18 protein-coding genes are annotated in these 16,831 nt (G+C 47.8%); 3 read left to right on the top strand and 15 right to left on the bottom strand.

What is annotated here, in order from left to right; genetic code table 11:
- Positions 1–13 precede the first annotated feature (13 nt).
- The 10 genes from BBR47_RS22685 to BBR47_RS22735 all read right to left on the bottom strand — a co-directional run bounded on the left by BBR47_RS22685 (position 14) and on the right by BBR47_RS22735 (position 10,659).
- Positions 14–1,192, bottom strand: a complete 1,179-nt coding sequence (locus tag BBR47_RS22685; RefSeq protein WP_015892770.1) for an ROK family protein — start codon at positions 1,190–1,192, stop codon at positions 14–16.
- Between the two features lie 1,826 nt (positions 1,193–3,018).
- Positions 3,019–3,297 carry a hypothetical protein gene (locus BBR47_RS22700; RefSeq protein WP_015892771.1) on the bottom strand — a complete coding sequence of 93 codons (279 nt, stop codon included), beginning with the start codon at positions 3,295–3,297 and terminating at the stop codon, positions 3,019–3,021.
- A 340-nt stretch (positions 3,298–3,637) separates the two neighbouring features.
- A complete protein-coding gene (locus tag BBR47_RS31835; protein WP_269446207.1) occupies positions 3,638–3,763 on the bottom strand; it encodes a hypothetical protein in 126 nt (41 codons plus the stop codon).
- A 225-nt stretch (positions 3,764–3,988) separates the two neighbouring features.
- Positions 3,989–4,870: a LysR family transcriptional regulator gene (locus BBR47_RS22705; protein WP_015892772.1), complete on the bottom strand. Its 882-nt coding sequence runs from the start codon at positions 4,868–4,870 to the stop codon at positions 3,989–3,991.
- A 187-nt stretch (positions 4,871–5,057) separates the two neighbouring features.
- The gene (locus BBR47_RS22710) at positions 5,058–6,179 is read right to left on the bottom strand and encodes an aminotransferase (protein ID WP_015892773.1); all 1,122 of its coding nucleotides are present in this window, start codon (positions 6,177–6,179) and stop codon (positions 5,058–5,060) included.
- A 33-nt stretch (positions 6,180–6,212) separates the two neighbouring features.
- Positions 6,213–7,262, bottom strand: coding sequence for an ornithine cyclodeaminase family protein (locus tag BBR47_RS22715; RefSeq protein WP_015892774.1), 1,050 nt, complete (start codon positions 7,260–7,262; stop codon positions 6,213–6,215).
- Between the two features lie 130 nt (positions 7,263–7,392).
- A complete protein-coding gene (locus BBR47_RS22720; protein WP_015892775.1) occupies positions 7,393–8,124 on the bottom strand; it encodes an IclR family transcriptional regulator in 732 nt (243 codons plus the stop codon).
- Between the two features lie 27 nt (positions 8,125–8,151).
- The gene (locus tag BBR47_RS22725) at positions 8,152–8,841 is read right to left on the bottom strand and encodes an amino acid ABC transporter permease (RefSeq protein ID WP_015892776.1); all 690 of its coding nucleotides are present in this window, start codon (positions 8,839–8,841) and stop codon (positions 8,152–8,154) included.
- A gap of 64 nt (positions 8,842–8,905) precedes the next feature.
- Positions 8,906–9,718: an ABC transporter substrate-binding protein gene (locus BBR47_RS22730; RefSeq protein ID WP_015892777.1), complete on the bottom strand. Its 813-nt coding sequence runs from the start codon at positions 9,716–9,718 to the stop codon at positions 8,906–8,908.
- A 218-nt stretch (positions 9,719–9,936) separates the two neighbouring features.
- Positions 9,937–10,659 carry an amino acid ABC transporter ATP-binding protein gene (locus BBR47_RS22735; RefSeq protein WP_015892778.1) on the bottom strand — a complete coding sequence of 241 codons (723 nt, stop codon included), beginning with the start codon at positions 10,657–10,659 and terminating at the stop codon, positions 9,937–9,939.
- Between the two features lie 213 nt (positions 10,660–10,872).
- Here BBR47_RS22735 and BBR47_RS22740 point away from each other — a divergent pair, with 213 nt between their 5' ends.
- Together BBR47_RS22740 and BBR47_RS22745 are read left to right on the top strand one after the other, a co-directional pair.
- Positions 10,873–11,472 carry a hypothetical protein gene (locus BBR47_RS22740; RefSeq protein ID WP_015892779.1) on the top strand — a complete coding sequence of 200 codons (600 nt, stop codon included), beginning with the start codon at positions 10,873–10,875 and terminating at the stop codon, positions 11,470–11,472.
- A gap of 283 nt (positions 11,473–11,755) precedes the next feature.
- Positions 11,756–12,913 (top strand): serine hydrolase domain-containing protein, encoded by a 1,158-nt coding sequence (locus tag BBR47_RS22745; protein ID WP_015892780.1) that lies wholly within the window; start codon positions 11,756–11,758, stop codon positions 12,911–12,913.
- Positions 12,914–12,977: 64 nt separating this feature from the next.
- On the opposite strand, the gene BBR47_RS22750 is transcribed toward BBR47_RS22745, so the two are convergent.
- The 5 genes from BBR47_RS22750 to BBR47_RS22770 form a co-directional block, all read right to left on the bottom strand.
- Positions 12,978–13,529, bottom strand: coding sequence for an NADAR family protein (locus BBR47_RS22750; RefSeq protein ID WP_015892781.1), 552 nt, complete (start codon positions 13,527–13,529; stop codon positions 12,978–12,980).
- Between the two features lie 21 nt (positions 13,530–13,550).
- Positions 13,551–14,294 carry a YwqG family protein gene (locus BBR47_RS22755; RefSeq protein ID WP_015892782.1) on the bottom strand — a complete coding sequence of 248 codons (744 nt, stop codon included), beginning with the start codon at positions 14,292–14,294 and terminating at the stop codon, positions 13,551–13,553.
- An 85-nt stretch (positions 14,295–14,379) separates the two neighbouring features.
- Complete coding sequence (locus BBR47_RS22760) at positions 14,380–14,730, bottom strand: DUF6463 family protein (protein ID WP_015892783.1); 351 nt, start codon at positions 14,728–14,730, stop codon at positions 14,380–14,382.
- Between the two features lie 13 nt (positions 14,731–14,743).
- On the bottom strand, positions 14,744–15,928 hold the full coding sequence (locus BBR47_RS22765) for an ArsA family ATPase (protein WP_015892784.1): 1,185 nt from the start codon (positions 15,926–15,928) through the stop codon (positions 14,744–14,746).
- A 76-nt stretch (positions 15,929–16,004) separates the two neighbouring features.
- The gene (locus tag BBR47_RS22770) at positions 16,005–16,481 is read right to left on the bottom strand and encodes a MarR family winged helix-turn-helix transcriptional regulator (RefSeq protein WP_015892785.1); all 477 of its coding nucleotides are present in this window, start codon (positions 16,479–16,481) and stop codon (positions 16,005–16,007) included.
- Positions 16,482–16,626: 145 nt separating this feature from the next.
- Here BBR47_RS22770 and BBR47_RS22775 point away from each other — a divergent pair, with 145 nt between their 5' ends.
- Positions 16,627–16,815: an H-type small acid-soluble spore protein gene (locus tag BBR47_RS22775; RefSeq protein WP_015892786.1), complete on the top strand. Its 189-nt coding sequence runs from the start codon at positions 16,627–16,629 to the stop codon at positions 16,813–16,815.
- Positions 16,816–16,831 lie beyond the last annotated feature (16 nt).

Raw genomic sequence — 16,831 nt, forward strand, 5'->3', positions numbered from 1 at the left:
CCTTTTGTTCTTCTCACTCTTTGTCAAGCAGTCGCGTGAAAGGAAACGCTTCCAAAACACTGTGGACAGCACCAATTAAACCAGCTCGTTCCCCCAGACTTGCTTTTTCAAGATTAGGCACCTCGGGCACCCATTCTCTCAGCCATTCGTGAATTTGCTTCACCCCTTCACCATCGACGTGGACCATCTCCCCGCTCAGGATCAATATTTCCGGGTTCAAAATACTGATGATGTTCGCCATTCCGTACGCCCAATGTCGATACACATCTGCAAGAAGCTTCTCTGCTTCTGGATTATGTTTGGCGTGCCGGATCAGCTCTTCTATGACACTCGACCCTTCCTGAAGGTCAGAGAGAAATCCCTTAGCCTGCTCTTGGATGCCCGGAATCGAATAATGCGTCTCAAACACGCCTGACGCGCCATTCGGTCGATTATGTACCGGGCCGATCATCATGAAGCCGATTTCTCCTGCTGCCTCACGACTCCCCCGATAAAACTGTCCATCCAAAATGATCCCGGCCCCAATCCCCGTTCCTACGTACATGTAGACGACGTTGGTATGGCCGACTCCTGCTCCACGGACGTACTCGCCCAGTGTCATCATATTCACGTCATTGTCGATAATGACGGGCAGTCCGAGCCGCGCTTCGATGGTCTGCTGAATCGGTGAACCCATCCAGCCTGTGCTGGGTGAAAAGCTGACGGTTCCACTGCCACGCTGTGTGACCCCTTGCAAACCGACGCCCATTCCGAGCAGGCGCTCTCGCGGGATGCCGCTTTCACGTAGCAAACGATCCAGTCCAGCTGCCAAATCTTCGATGACGGTTTCGCCATTCGCTGGTTGTGCCAGCCGTTTTCGATAGCGAGCCAAGAATTCACCTTTCATATCTGCGATGGCCATATCCAAGGTAGAGCCTTCAAAAATCGCGCCAGCAATGGCGTACGCCTGGTAGTTGTACTCCAACAAAATCGGCTTGCGGCCGCCTTTGGAATCACCCATTCCTACTTCTTGCAGGAGTCCTTCCTGGATCATTTCATCTACGAGGGCAGAAACACATGGACGGCTGAGCTGTGTCTGTTTGGAAATATCCGCGCGGGAAATCTGCCCGTGCAAGACGACCTGCTGCAATACTTCTTCTTTATTCAGTTTTTTCACGAGTTTGCTGTTACCTGTTTTTTTGGGAACTTGCACGCGTCATCGATCACCGCCACACAGTTAGTTAACATTACTAACAAAGATAACCAAATTATAGACACGGCGACCATCAATAGTCAAACAATTTACATTTGTCTTTCAGATATTTTTTGGATTTTTCAGTGTATATATCCATTGTTAAGAGATACTAAAAATTCGGTCGTCTAGCTGTTGTGGTGGGGAGGAAACAGGAGAAAACGCTCAGATTCTAGGTCCACCCGCTGTGGGATTCACTGCCCGGCTCCATAAAAAAAGCGAAACCCGCGTCCAAAGTCGTCCATTCAAGGGGGATCTCAGAGGTGGACGCTAAGGGCTTGTTTCTCTTTTTTCATTGCGCCTCGGGCGGTGTCCCTAAGATCTTCGCTTTTTTCTCCTGTTTCCTCTACGAGCTTTCCTTGTTTACCGATCTTTTAACGACTTAAAACCATTGAAGAATGCGAGAAGTTACGCCAGAGAAGAATATTTCCAGACGTAGCGACTTGTGAAGTCCTACCGAGCGGAGAAGGGATTAGCGGGCAAAAGAAATGCAACCGTGCCCATGCGACGTAGCGGCTACCACTTTTGCATTTCCCCGCTAATTCCTTCGGAGCGGGCAGTCCCAACCCTCAGCGGGACGGAGCACTGAGCCTAGTCTGGAAATATTCTTCTCCTCACCGCAGATGCATATTTAGAGACCTTGAATTGTTGCAGTAGTGTTGGCGAGGAAACAGGAGAAAACGCTCAGCTTCTTGTCCCACCCGCTGAGGGATTCACTGCCCGCCTCCATGCAAAAAGCGAAACCGCGTCCAAAGTGGTTCTTTCAGGATGTATTTCAGAGGTGGACGCTTAAGAGCGTGTTTCGCTTTTTACATTCCGTCTCGGTCGGTGTACCAAAGATCTTCGCTGTTTTCTCCTGTTTCCTCTACGAGCTTTCTATGCTTAAACGGGGTTTAAAGGACTTCAAAGAATGAAGAATCTCATTAGTTACGCCAGAGAAGAATATTTCCAGACGTTGCGACTTGTGGAGTCCTACCGAGCGGAGAAGGGATTCGCGGGTAAAAGAAATGCAACCGTGCCCATGCGTCGAAGCGGCTACCACTTTTGCATTTCCCCGCGAATTCCTTCGGAGCGGGCTGTCCATGCTTCCCTGAGGGACGGAGCACTGAGCCTAGTCTGGAAATATTCTTCTCCTCACCGTAGCTGCATATTTAGAGACCTTGAGTTATTGCTGTAGTGCTGGGGAGGAAACAGGAGAAAACGCTCAGATTCTTGTCCCACCCGCTGAGGGATTCACTGCCCGACTCCATGCAAAAAGCGAAACCGCGTCCAAAGTGGTTCTTTCAGGATGTATTTCAGAGGTGGACGCTTAAGAGCGTGTTTCGCTTTTTGCATTCCGTCTCGGTCGGTGTACCAAAGATCTTCGCTGTTTTCTCCTGTTTCCTCTACGAGCTATCCATGCTTAAACGGGGTTTAAAGGACTTAAAAGATTGAAGAATGTCATTAGTTACGCCAGAGAAGAATATTTCCAGACGTTGCGACTTGTGGAGTCCTACCGAGCGGAGAAGGGATTAGCGGGCAAAAGAAATGCAACCGTGCCCGCGCGACGAAGCGGCTACCACTTTTGCATTTCCCCGCTAATTCCTTCGGAGCGGGCAGTCCCAACCCTCAGCGGGACGGAGCACTGAGCTTAGTCTGGAAATATTCTTCTCCCCACCGCAACCACCGTCTTTCAGACTTACCATGATTACCCTTTTGCGTTGTGAGAATAAAAAAGCACATCACCCTCTACAGGGGAATGTGCTTGGAACACTACTCTTCTTTTCCTGATAACCAGACGTCCTCTATTAGTCTATGTATCCAGCGACTCCTTTTTTAATCAAGTATTCCATTTCTACATCCAGGATCTTCTCGACAGTGATCTCATCCAGCTTCACATCTGACTTACCCATGACGTAATCTACGAGATCATCAAAATCAACGTCGACATCACCTTTTGCATCTGCCTTCGCACTGTTCATGTACGCTTGCTCATGCTTGAGTACGATCATGATTTTTTGCGGGTCTACTTTTGTTTTCGCAGCTACATGCGCTACGAGTTCGGTTTCGTTTACTTGCTTACTCATTTATAGTCATCTCCTATTTCTCTTACCTTCTGTCATTTTACACTATCATTGCCGTTCCACACAGAAATGAAAGAAATCAAAATTATATCAGCCAAACACTCCTCGCTCTAGAGGTGCAAGAAGAGAAATTATTGTTTCCAAGAGACAATTTGCCCCACATTCAATTTTTATAAACGTCAGACTCAGGTCATCTTCGATATCGAAGAGCTAATTTTTGAATAAAAAGCATCGGCTCCTATATTTTCCAACCTAACTATTGGGAATATCATGCTTATGCTATGTAAATAATTATCCTGACTTTATGCTACGCGTATAAAACAGTTACATGTTGGATCTACACCTATATAAAGGAGATGCTTTTCTTGGAGAATAATAACAACAGTAATAACAACGGCTCGGGGAAACCGGTGCCAAAGTCAGAGACTTCGACAGGATCTACGACATCTACGACATCTACAACCCCCACAACATCTACGACTCCTACGACTCCCACAACACATACGAGACCGGAGCCTGGGGGAGGTTTAATACCGACGGAACCCCAAGGGGGAGGTACAATACCGTCACCGCATCGATAATAGTCCACAGATGGACAAAACCATTTGTAACCATTCCAAGCATGAAAGGAGCCTCCATGGGCTCCTTTCTTCTTTACTTTTAAGGGACTTCTTAGACCAGTCCCTTGTCATGACTACTCTTCTCTTACCGATAACCAGATGTCTTTGACTAGTTCCATGAAGGTCTGGATTGCAGGTTCTTCTCTTCGGCGACCCAGACAGACCAGCGATGTTTCTGCTTTCTTGGAAAAGCGGTACAGCTCGAATAGTTCTCCTGATCGAAGCTCTTTTTCCACGAGAACCTTACTGAGCAGGGCTATGCCTGTTTGGTTCAGGACTGACCGTTTGATCGTTTCTTCGCTGCTACATTTTATGACAGAGGGTGGGCTGTAGTTTAACTCCACCAGGCATTGGGTAATAAATTCGTCGAGATTGCACCCCTCCTGATAGGACAAAAAAGGAAAGGTCACGAGTGCGTCTGCTAGTGTTTTGTCCTTCATCAAATCAGGAGAGGCAATCAAGGTAAATTGTTCCAAGTCCACGACGCTGGAATGAATACCTGGTTGCGAGGTGGTGCCCGCAATGATCCCAATATCCGCCTCGTGGGCCTGAATTTTTCTCAAAGTCTCCTGACTGGTGCATGAAATCACCTGAAGATTGACCTGTGGATGTGTCTCGACATATGCTTTCAGAATTTGAGGCATGTATTGGATGCAATAAAACTCCGGGGCCGCTACGACCAGCGGTCCTACAGGCATGTCTAAGTGATTAAGTCCCTCCGCCATGTGCTGGAGAACGTAGAAAAGCTGATCCGTATGCTGTTTCACTATTTTTCCGGCCGGTGTCAAAAACGTGCGCTTGCCTACCCGATTGAGTAAAGGATGTCCCAGCTCCCGCTCCAATGCTTGAATCTGGAGTGTAATCGTAGGCTGGCTGTATCCGAGTTGCTCTGCCGCCTTCGTCAGGTTCAAATGCTCGGCAACGACCTGAAATGTCTTCAGATTGCGTAACTCCATGATTAATTTTCCACTCCCTCACCGAACGACACCCATTCTTCGTGTAAGTGCGTGTTCAAAAAGTCGGCTTTTTGAACAACCTCAGTTAGAAAAAGTGTAGCCGAGAGTGGCTCTATGTTCAACCGATACCCTATGCGTGCTTCCCTATAATCTCCGCCAGCTTGTGAGCCGTCTCCTACTCTATCCCTTATTTGCGTGACTCCAAAAACTCCGATACTTTTGATAGACCCACTTGAAGTACTTCCGTCGAGCAGGCGTACCCGATTCGTAACCACCCTTCCATGTCAAAGCAACTGCCTGGTGTCAAAAAAGCCCCTGTCGTTTTAAACAGGTCAATACAAAACGCTTCCGAAGGGATATCCAGCTCGTACTTGAGCATTGCAGTTGTTCCTGCCTGCGGCTTGACGTAAGAGACCAACGGCTCCTTTGCTACCCATTCGTCAAGTATTTGCAGATTGTCACGCACGATCTTCAGGTTGCGCTCCATGATCTTGTCGCGGTTTTTCAGTGCATGGACAGCCAGCATATCATCCAGCATCCCGCAGCTGATGGTGGTGTAATCGCGGTGCGTAAAGCAGCTCTTGATCACGTCCTGAGGTGCTGCAATCCATCCCAGACGCAAACCCGCCAATGAAAACACTTTGGACATGCTGCTTGTCGCAATCCCTTTTTCGTACAAGTCGACGATCGATGGCACCACAACCTCCGGGTCTTGGTGCAAATTACGATACACCTCGTCACACAGCAGATAAGCATCAACGGAGCGGGCAATCCCTACGATTTCTCGCAGCAACCCTTCACCCATCAAAGCGCCAGATGGATTGTTCGGATTGTTGATACAAATCAGCTTTGTCTTGTCTGTAACGAGCGAGCGCAGCTCATTCAGATCAGGCAGAAAATCATTTTCCGGCAAAAGTCTGAGCAGCTTGACCTGTGCTCCGAACGACTCCGGTACCGAATAAATTTGCTGATAGGTCGGATGAACGGTAATGACTTCGTCACCAGGCGCAACGAGCGAGAACAAGGTGAGAAAATTCGCTCCAATCGCCCCGTTCATCGCCAAAATGTTCTCTGGCTTCATCGTTTGATACATACTCGCGACGAGGCTGCGGAATTCCGGCGAACCCTCGATATGACCGTACGTAAGCTTCTTCTGGGCCATCTCGCGGAAAAAATCTTCCGGCTCATCGGAAAGACGGATCAACTCTTCTACCGTCAGCGAATCGACGCAAGTTTCGGCAATATTGTAAACAGCCTCCATCTCGTAGGCGTTCATCCATTCTTCTACTTTAAAAGGTGCAATTCTCATCGTCGTTCCTCTCCTTATCCTATCCTTTCACTTTTACAGATCCACTATCGTACCTACACCGCGCTTATCCGCCACTTTCAAAATGTGTGCAGCTGTCAGTAAATCTTGAAACGCGATCCCAGTGCTGTCAAAAATCGTGATTTCTTCTGCATCTTGTCGTCCTTGGACATGACCGGGGATGACATTGCCGATCTCTGCTGCGATATTGCCTTCTGTTATCAGGCCCTTTTTTACAGCTACCTTTGTCTCTCCCACGCGTACAGCCTGTCCAACATCATCAACGAAGACGCGCGCTTTTGCAAAAAGCCGTTCATCGATTTCCTGTTTTCCTTCCATGTCTGCCCCGATGCAGGTAATATGCGTCCCCGGCTTTACCCACTCCTCTTGGATCATCGGTTCACGTGAAGGGGTTGCGGTGATGATAATATCTGCTTTTCTAGTCGCTTCTTCGAGGTTGTCCACTGCAATAAACTGCACGTCACAACGGCTGGCATAACACTCGTACTCTTCTCCTGCATATTTGGAGACGAATCTGGTCAAAAGGTTTTCTTTGATATTGGCGGCAAAGCTTTGCGCCTTTTCTGGTGATCGCGGATTGCAGATGTACACCCGCTTGATCTCTGTCATCGTCATCAGTGTCGCCATGATTTGAAAAGGTGCCTGGTGTCCTGTCCCGACAATTAGCAGGTTCTCCGATTCGCGACGTGCCAAATACTTTGCCCCGATTCCACCGGCAGCTCCTGTACGCATACAAGTAATGTGCTCTCCACTCAAAATCCCCTGTGGTACACCCGTTTGGCTGTCCAATACCATCACCGTACCAACTAATTGTGGCAGACCTTTCTTGTCATTTTCACCGAACCACGAGACAAGTTTGAGTCCAAATATATCCGCTTGGGGCAAATGACCGGATTTGATATCCATGTCCGCTCTACCCTCGACGAACTCATGAAAAATGAGCGGAAACAACGTCGCCTGCTGACTCGATTTCATTTGATAGGCTTGCTCGACCACTCTAATCACGCTGGCCATATCCAGCACATCTTCGGTAGTTTCCTGATTTATGACGCGAAATGGAAACATGTCTATCTTCCCTCCCTGCTGTTTCTTTCACACTAACACAGTTTTTCAGGGCGAAAAAATTGAAAGATCCAATGGTTCCTATTAAAAAAAGCAAACCCTCCACCAACAGATGCTGGAATGGAGAGTTTGCTTATGCTCCACCGATTCTTGTCGAAATCGTTGTAGCTTGACGCTTCACTTTTTCGATGAGTAGGGGCAATCGATCTTCTGTCACCCGAAAGCAGGGGGCGTTGATCGAGAGCGCTCCGACGAGTTGATTTCCGTAGCCAATGATCGGAGCGGCAACTGCCATGGTGCCTTCCGTCTTCTCCTCGTAGCTGATCGCATAGCCACTTTTCTTGGCTTCACTCAGCTGCTCCAAAAATGACGGCTGCTTGTCTCGTGCAAGCTGGGCGGAAACGACTTTTGTAATCGCATCCTGCTTCAAATACGCGAGAATGATTTTACTGGGGGCGCCAATTGTGAGAGGTATTCGCTCCCCCAGGTTCTCATCTATGCGTATTTTCAGTGGACTTTCTACTTTTTCGATCGGCATCGAATCCGTTCCAGCCAATACGTTGAGGAAAATACTCTCCTCGACTTCATTCGCCAGCTCCTCCATGAAAGGTCTCGCTACAGCTCGCAGGTTTAGCTTTTCATGCAGGATAAAACCGATTTCCATCCACGTATATCCCGGCTTGTAATGCTTGGTGACTGGGTCCTGCTCAACCAATCCGAACTGGATCATGGATTCGAGAAAACGGTGGAGCGTACTGATTGGTAGACCTGTTGCGCTCGCTAGCTCCGAAATCGGCCAAGCATGTTTTTCGTCTGAAATCAGTACCCGAATAATTTTCATCGCCCGTTCGACTGATTGAACCATCCTTCTTTCGTCCTCCATGACAAAAAGTTACGCTGCAACACTCGTGTTATCTTTCGTTTGTTTAGTGGGGGCTTTTCCTTTGGCAAGCCTTGCTTCCAGCTTATTTACAAAATACGAGAAGATCATGATCAGTACGAGATAGTACAACCCGACGACCATATACGTCTCCAACTGCTTGTAGTTGGAGGCTGCCTCACCGAGACCCGTTCCCCATAAATCCTGCATCCCAACGTATGCGACCAACGATGAATCCTTCAACCCGATAATAAACTGATTGCCAAGCGACGGGATCGCCCGACGGAACGCTTGCGGCAAAATGATTCTTCGCATCGCCAACGGGTACGACATTCCGAGTGATCTGGACGCTTCCATTTGCCCGCGGTCGATGGACTGGATGGAGCCACGGAAGATTTCCGCAATATACGCACCGTTATGAACTGCCAGGGCGATGGCCCCTGCCCAAAACTGCGACAGCGTGACCATATTCGCCAAGCCGAAGTACAGAATACAAATTTGTACGATCAATGGCGTTCCGCGAATGACGGTAATGTAGGTGTGCGCGATGTAGTTCAATGCTTTGGAATCGGATATCCGGAAAAAGGCAATGACAAGACCTACCACACAACCGAGGATCAGGGCAACCGCCGTCAACTGAACCGTGAGCCATGTCGCTTTTAGAAAAAGGGGATAACTGGATAGAAAAATATCAATAATCACGTTTAATCCTCCTCACATGAAGCGTTAAAAGGAGGGCGTCCATCACGGACACCCCGTTGCCCACTTACTGTTTTTGCAAGATGTTGCGGCCAAACCATTTTTGGCTGATTTTCTCATAAGTGCCGTCTTTGACGATCTCATCCAACGCCTTGTTGATCCGCTCCACTGCCTCTTGGTCGCCCAAGCGCACAGCGATTGCTTGCTCGTCAAAGCTGAGTGGTTCGCCTACATCAATCACTTTTCCGCCGCCTTCTTTAATGAATCGCAAGCCTACTACCTGGTCGGTAATCACTGCATCGAGACGCCCTGTCGGCAGGTCGAGCAAAGCGGTGATATCGCTATCATATTGAGTGATTTTGTCTTCATCCGTCAGCTTTTTCGCCCAATCCAAGTAGTTGGATGCTTTCACGACACCGATCTTTTTGCCTTTCAAATCCTCTTTGGTCTTGATTGTTGTATTGCCCTCTTGTACGAAAATTTGCGAACCGGAACGGTAGTATGGATTGGTGAACAAAACAGCTTTTTGGCGTTCAGGTGTGACGGTCAAGCTCCCGATGACAGCGTCGTATTTTTTCGCGTCCAGGCCAGGGATGATCGTTTCGAATGGATTGGTGATCGGTACTGCGTTCATGCCCATTTTTTCTGCCAGCGCTTGTCCAATCTCCACGTCAAAGCCAGTCAGTTGCCCGTTTTCCTTGAAGCTAAACGGCTTGTACACGCCACTCATGGCGTACGTAAAATCCTTCTTTCCACCGTCTCCAGCAGCTTGTCCACCTGCTGCCGGTGCACTTCCCTGTGATCCACAAGCAGAGAGCAACAACGAGCCTACTAGGACAGTGGACAACAAAATTCCGGACCATTTTGCACGCTTTTTCATTGGTGATTCCCCCTGTATTCATCTCTACTATTCGTGTTCAAAAAGTCGGCTTTTCAGCACCGAGAAAGTGGTGAGAACCTGAAGAAGGAGGAGCGGAATGTAGCGGACCTACATGAGCACCGGACTTCGAAGGTGAACACCTCTTTCGATGTCGAATTAGCTTTCAGGACTACTTCGTGATCAAAAGATGACTTTTTGAACTACCTTTTTAATGGATTTTAGCGGATGCTGCCTAAAAACTGCTTGGTACGATCATGCTGTGGGTTTTCAAAGAATTCTTTCGGCGGTCCTTGCTCCAGAATTTGCCCATCGTGCATGAACACCGCCCGATCTGCTACTTCACGAGCGAACCCCATCTCGTGTGTCACGACGATCATCGTCATTCCTTCTTTGGCGAGCTGCTTCATGACCTGTAGCACTTCACCGACGAGCTCGGGATCGAGTGCAGAGGTTGGCTCATCAAACAGCATGATCTTCGGCTTCATCGCAAGAGCCCGGGCGATGGCAACCCGCTGCTTTTGTCCACCAGAGAGCATGTCCGGGTAGACATCGGCTTTGTCCTGCATATTTACTTTTTTCAGGAGCTCGTACGCTAATTGTTTGGCTTCTGCTGCACTCATCCCTTTGACGTGAATAGGTGCCTCGATCACGTTTTCCAAAACGGTCTTGTGCGGAAACAGATTGAAGTGCTGAAAAACCATGCCGACCTCGGCGCGAAACTGATTCAGATTCGTCTTGTGTGGATCAATTTGCTGGCCGCCGATTCGAATCTCTCCGCTGTCATAAAATTCCAGAAAATTCAAACATCGGAGTAAAGTACTTTTGCCTGATCCACTGGCTCCAAGCAAGACAACAACTTCCTTTTCTTCCACCGTGAGCGTAACGCCCTTCAACACGGTTAACGGGCCAAAAGATTTGACAAGCTGCTTAACCTCAATCATCCTGCTATCCCCCATTTATCTCCCGGATGAATTGCGTATTCCTTTTTCCGAATACCGGAAACGTTTTCTGATTTAAATTATAATTATATATTTTCTGATATTCAAGAAAAATATGTTTTATTGAATAAATATTCATGATAAGAATATGGAATAGTTTTCCTCCCCGCTTGGAATGAATAAATGAGAGTGTTTTATACATCAAGGAGGATCGGGATGAAAGTAGCAACGTGCTTCTCTGTAGGACTCATCATCATTTTTCAGCTCTCCGCCTGTTCGCTGCCAGGTCCACAAGCAGCACCACCCCCACAGCAAGCGGCTCCATCTGACCCTGAGCCGGAAGTCAAAAGACCGGCAACCGATGAGATCAAAGGTCGAATCATAAACAATCAGTTCACGGTGCCGATCCCGATCACCGAGACATTTACGTTTACCCTTCCTCCCACTTGGAAAGGAAATTACATCGTGGAGGAGTTCTCATCGACGACGAAGCGTCCCCCTCGCCAACAGCCACAGGAGGGCAAGCTGGATGTGCCGACGAAATACGAAGTGCATTTTATGTTCGCGCCTAATCAGCGAAAGGAAGGGCACTCCTCACTCCTCACCATTTTTGTCATGACGGTACCCCATTGGAATCACTTGTCCAAAATGGAAGGGCCTCCTCTAGGTGATGTACTGGCACAAACACATGGGCTTGTCTACGCTGTCTCCTTGCCCCAGTCCAATCCATATGACCCCGCAACTCCAGACGGGAAGCTATACGGGCAGATGGTCATGTCTTTGGAGCAGGTCAAAACTGCGTTTTCCGTGCAATAAAGAAAAACAAATAGTTTCCCATCTGTGTTTAACGCTTGAGTACCTTGGCCTAACTCCATCAAGGACTGTTCCAGGTCAGGACAAATGCTTCTTGCACCCTATTTTAGAAGCTATTTTAAACATAAGTAATTTGTAAGGAATGCGAAAGAAAAATAGAGATTTTCATTTTGTATGATAAAAAAATCACGAGGCGTATTGCTGGAGAGGATGATGATAGCTGTTTGGTTAGTAGGAAGCAACAAGCAATCACCTATACAATATGAATAGAGGAGAGAAATGCCTGATGAAAAGACGTAGTCAAATTACATTTGCAAGTCTGGCCCTTTTAATCGCTGGAAGTTCCCTGTTGTACACAACGCCAACCTCAATTGTAAAAGCAGAGCCCACTCAAAATGTACCGAGTTCGTTACATACAAGCATTCAACGAGATCGTAATTCAGTCAAGGAAGCAATCAGAGATACATTGCAACTTGGGATCCCGGGGATACTCGCTAAAACTTATGAGGATGGAAAAACATGGGGTTATGCCGCTGGGGTATCGAATCTGAGCACGAAGAAACCAATGGAAACAGATTTGCGCTTTCGCATTGGCAGCGTGACGAAGACGTTCATCGCAACAGTTGTCCTTCAGTTAGCTGGAGAGAACCGCCTGAATCTTGACGACCCCATCGAAAAATGGTTGCCTGGTGTCATTCAAGGAAACGGATATGATGGTAACCAGATAACTATCCGGCAAATATTGAACCATACAAGTGGTATCGCTGAATACTTACTGTCAAAAGACGTTGATTTGATGAATGCAAAAAAATCATATACCGCTGAGGAATTGGTAAAGATTGGGCTTTCTCTACCTCCAGACTTTGCGCCAGGAAAGGGCTGGTCATATTCAGACACAGGATACGTATTACTGGGTATCCTTATTGAAAAAATAACTGGTAACAGCTATGCGGAAGAGATTGAAAATCGGATTATTGAACCACTTGAATTATCGAATACATTCCTACCTGGCAATTCGAGCGTTATTCCAGGCACCAACCATGCCCGTGGCTATTTCCAACCAGACAGAGCAAGTGAGCTAAAAGACATTACTTATTATAATCCAAGTATAGCTAGCTCTGCTGGAGATATGATTTCTACTGCTGACGACTTAAATAAATTCTTCTCTTACTTACTCAGTGGCAAATTACTAAAGGAACAGCAATTAATAGAAATGCTTACTACAGTTCCTACAGGAAGTTCTGAAATCAGCGGATATGGTCTTGGAATCTATGAAACGAAGCTTCCAAACGGTGTTTCGATATGGGGACATACAGGTAGCATTCCAGGGTTTATTACTCTTGTTGGGGGTACACTTGGAGGCAAGCATATGTTGACCGTCAATTTGAACAGTTTGGGCAAAGCTAACTTTAAAAATATTTTACTTGCAGAATTTAGTAAGTAGGCAAACAGGAAAAAATACGCCATTCTTTCTGAAGAATCATAGGAAAGAATGGCGTATTTGTACGTCACGAACGCAGCTGCTCCCTGACTGCCATCAATGCAAAACCGAGCAAATTTTCTCCCCGCCACTTTTCGGGCTGTTCCGCATGCGGATGATCTTGGGCCATCCCGATTCCCCATATCCGATCATAAGGACTCGCTTCGACAATAATGCGGTCACCGGTGTCCAAGAGGTATGCTTTCAAATCGGCATGCTGGCTGAATTTTAATAGGTTTGCCTGGCGAACAATCGCCGTCTTGTTCGCATTCCACACAGCCTCGTCAAAGGAATGTACCTTTCGTCCCAAATCCTTCGCTTGTTTCGGATGATTTTTTCTCAGTATTTCATCACGGATGGCCAGATCGCCGAACAGCTCAGCCTTTTTCGCCATCATGTAATGCTCCGCGGTTAGGTACGTGATACCGTCCTCTACAAAAGCGGCCGGATACCATTGGCTGAAACAAGATTTATCGGTCGTGCCTGAATCCTTCTGTGTATGTCCCCAAAAGAACAAGTACTTCACTCTGGTCTTCTGCGATTCTTTGAGTAAGCTTTGGACGTCATGTATGTGCGCCATCGTTGTATCCCCATCTTTCTTTTATAGACAATCCCATGTATACGAAACCTTTGAAAAATCCAGACGAAGCAGGTCCTCCCTGCGAATGAAGAAGTTGCCCACTCCGCTATCTCCCCACGAGACATAGTAATCGTAATTGTCGCCTTCCATATCCAGTTGAAGAAGCATCTCCCATCCATCCTGATTCACATACTCCTGGGTAAAGTAGGGATATCCTCCGATCCGTGACCCGCTAGCATCGGCGAGGTCCCAATACTTGGAGTAGGCCACTTGATTCTCGTCGGTAGGTAGCTGATAATTCACCGCCTGTGGATCTCGATGAGGGACGTACTGGGACTCTAGTTTTCCTGTCACTTTGTATGGCCCACCTAGTACCGGACTGTACACGTCAGGGTCCTCTGGTTGAAACGGGTCAATTTCCTGTGTATCGATGAACTCCTCAAAATGGAGCACTTGAAAGGATTGATCCATCAGTCCGAAGGTATCATCCTCCTTGACAAAAAAACTGGTCAATCCACTAGCGGGGTAGCCATCGAGCTGCGGCATTTGCGCCCAGTTGATTTGTGCGAGAAACAAGTAGTCATTTCCGTCTTCATCCTGTGGATATGGCATTTGTGGCGGCAGCCAAGGCTTTCCGCCCACCTTGCTATCTGTTAAGGCGGCCGCTTCTTTCGTCAGCGTGAGCTTAATGGATGGCTTCGCGGATTTTTGGATGTGTTCCAAAAACTCTGGGGTCCATTGGTTATTTGCATCTAAGAAGTTCAAGGAAGATCACCTCGGATATTGAAACATATGGAAAATGGTTACCTTATTTTATCTGAACCATCTACCTATCCGCAAATTTCTTACATCACTTGCGAAGCAGGATGCCAGCCTGTGGTAATCCGAGCCAGAATCCGGAGGCAGGCATGGCAATCACTCCGACCACGCAAATCCCGAGTATCGTCCACCCAAAGGCAGCTGGCGTCTCCATTCCCTTCTTTTTCATCAGCCAATCCGCCATATATCCGAGCAACATCAGCAAAAATCCAAACATCAGAAACCAGAAAGCAGCAACTTCTTCTTTACCTACCGCATTCCAAAAGCCATTAGCAACAATCTGCTGAAGCGGCTTTGCGTATAAAAACAGACCGACAACCGTATGCAGTAGTCCTGTCAGGATGAGAGTGAAGCCCATTTGGCGCTTGATCCCACTTACCATGTCCATTCTCCTCTCAATGCTGGGCAGCCCCTTCCCTTGCGCTAAAACGAATAATCAGCCGATCTTCCGCATATTTCGCTCCCGTCACCTGTCGTCCCATTAACACTCGTGGCAAGATGACTTTTCGCTTGTAGGCGCCAGCATTTACGGTCAATTCATCCCCTGTTTGCGTTAAATCCAGCGCTGCCTTATCCACAAAAGGAATCATCAGCTCCAAATGCAGCTCGCCATCCACTTCTCGAATCAGTTCCGTTCTGCCCTGATAAAGCTTGGCGGATGGGTCTTCTGTTCCAAAAACGATATCAGCCAATTCTTCTAACACGGGAAGCCCAATCACTTCTTTTGGCATCATCGGGGCTTTTAAAATTGGCAGCGGCTGAAAGTTTTCCACGATTTCGTTCTCATACTTGCGTTGCAGCTCCCGCCAGTGGGCAAAAAATCCTTCTCCCGCTTCATCCGGAAGCACCCGATTCACGATGATGGCATCCGTATTGAACCCGAACAGATTCAAGTACGTAAACGAGCGCTTTGCTTCCGCAAGTACCATTTTTTCTGGATTTACTACGATCCTCACTGATGTGATCTCCGGGTCCAAAACAATGCGTTGCATTTCCTCCAGCCCCCGGGCGAGCTGCTCGACGCTGTTTAGCACATCATCAGAAGGAAGCTCTACTTTGTTGACGATCTTGGCCACTGGGCGAACCAGTTTGATCAGCTTGCGTTCCGTCGGAAAAATTTTCTCCAACCACCAATTCAATACGTTGGGATAACTGAGCAGACGCAGGGTTTCTCCGGTTGGGGCACAATCTACTACCAGGACGTCGAACTGCCCGCTTACGGCGTGTTCCTTGATCTGTAGCAAACTGAACATTTCCTCCATGCCAGGAAAAACAAGCATCTCCTCCGTCGTAATATCAGTCAGCTGTGCTTTGTCGAGCAGTGTTGTCAGCCATCCCTGAACGGCTCCCCAATTGCGCTCGGTTTCCCGCAAGCTGTTTACTTCCTGGCCCCATAAATTTTCGCTAATGAGTACGGGGTCTGGTCCGATCACAGTCCCCAATGAATCTGCCAAACTGTGTGCCGCATCCGTACTGAGTACGAGCGTCCTCTTTCCCTGCTTTGCCAGCTTAACAGCCGTTGCTGCTGCAACACTTGTCTTGCCAACTCCACCTTTGCCAGTGTAGATGATGATTCTCATCTCGACTCTCTCCTTCACGGTCCATTTAGTACGATTTCGTAGTAATTAAACAAAAAAAGAAGCAGATTCGATCAAACTATTCCTCTATGTTGATCTTGATGGAACGAACCTTTGTTTCACGAGGCTTGACAGGTCCTCCGTCCTGAAATACCTTGGCGGCTTTGAGTAAAAGGGCAGTGAATTGCTCCATTTCCTCCGGTGTAAATGCCTCCTGAAGCCTCCCCAACATCGCTAGCATCATTTGCTCTGATTCTTTTGCGAGCTGTTTGCCTGGTTGTGTCAGTGTGACGAGCTTCACCCGTTGATCCTCTGCAGAGGTAGCCCTCGCGATGTAGCCTTTGCGTTCAAGCCGTTTCGCGATGCTGGTCATCGAACTAAGCGGCGCCCCCATCTCTTGCGCCAACTCTGACATAGTCAAATCTCCGCGGAACAACAATAGGAGGAGGGTCGTCAAATCAGAGCGAGTCAGTTTTTCTTCAAGCTGCATCGTATCGGACATAAAGGCGAACGGACGCAAACCGGTTTTCAGAAAGAGGTCATATAGTTGCTGCATACCGGTGACTCCTTTTAGTACGATTTCGTAGTAATTTCCCCTCCAATTTATTACATATTTTAGGGAATGTCAACAGCGGTAAAAAGTATACTGCGCTGGGCTGACGTACATATTAAAGCTGTTACAACTGACAGGAGGAATCAAAATGAATAAACAGCGCGCGAAAGAAATCGCCGCTTCGCCCGTTATGGCGAATGTGACCTGCGATGGAATGCCCGTATACATCCAGCACATCGATGATGACAACGACATGGCGAGAATTTACCCGCTCAACCAGCCGGATCAGGAGATGAGCGTTCCTGTAGCCAGCTTGCGGGAGCACGATGAGTACTGATTTTTGTCACGACAAC

The organism is Brevibacillus brevis NBRC 100599, assembly GCF_000010165.1.
Classification (GTDB): domain Bacteria; phylum Bacillota; class Bacilli; order Brevibacillales; family Brevibacillaceae; genus Brevibacillus; species Brevibacillus brevis_D.

Excerpts from the sequence above, each read along its gene's own strand:
- BBR47_RS22740 (WP_015892779.1), top strand. The coding sequence starts at position 10,873 with ATGAAAGTAGCAACGTGCTTCTCTGTAGGACTCATCATCATTTTTCAG.
- BBR47_RS22760 (WP_015892783.1), bottom strand. The coding sequence starts at position 14,730 with ATGGTAAGTGGGATCAAGCGCCAAATGGGCTTCACTCTCATCCTGACA.
- BBR47_RS22745 (WP_015892780.1), top strand. The coding sequence starts at position 11,756 with ATGAAAAGACGTAGTCAAATTACATTTGCAAGTCTGGCCCTTTTAATC.
- BBR47_RS22700 (WP_015892771.1), bottom strand. The coding sequence starts at position 3,297 with ATGAGTAAGCAAGTAAACGAAACCGAACTCGTAGCGCATGTAGCTGCG.
- BBR47_RS22735 (WP_015892778.1), bottom strand. The coding sequence starts at position 10,659 with ATGATTGAGGTTAAGCAGCTTGTCAAATCTTTTGGCCCGTTAACCGTG.
- BBR47_RS22775 (WP_015892786.1), top strand. The coding sequence starts at position 16,627 with ATGAATAAACAGCGCGCGAAAGAAATCGCCGCTTCGCCCGTTATGGCG.
- BBR47_RS22765 (WP_015892784.1), bottom strand. The coding sequence starts at position 15,928 with ATGAGAATCATCATCTACACTGGCAAAGGTGGAGTTGGCAAGACAAGT.
- BBR47_RS22770 (WP_015892785.1), bottom strand. The coding sequence starts at position 16,481 with ATGCAGCAACTATATGACCTCTTTCTGAAAACCGGTTTGCGTCCGTTC.
- BBR47_RS22720 (WP_015892775.1), bottom strand. The coding sequence starts at position 8,124 with ATGGTTCAATCAGTCGAACGGGCGATGAAAATTATTCGGGTACTGATT.
- BBR47_RS22705 (WP_015892772.1), bottom strand. The coding sequence starts at position 4,870 with ATGGAGTTACGCAATCTGAAGACATTTCAGGTCGTTGCCGAGCATTTG.
- BBR47_RS22730 (WP_015892777.1), bottom strand. The coding sequence starts at position 9,718 with ATGAAAAAGCGTGCAAAATGGTCCGGAATTTTGTTGTCCACTGTCCTA.
- BBR47_RS22710 (WP_015892773.1), bottom strand. The coding sequence starts at position 6,179 with ATGAGAATTGCACCTTTTAAAGTAGAAGAATGGATGAACGCCTACGAG.
- BBR47_RS22750 (WP_015892781.1), bottom strand. The coding sequence starts at position 13,529 with ATGGCGCACATACATGACGTCCAAAGCTTACTCAAAGAATCGCAGAAG.
- BBR47_RS22715 (WP_015892774.1), bottom strand. The coding sequence starts at position 7,262 with ATGTTTCCATTTCGCGTCATAAATCAGGAAACTACCGAAGATGTGCTG.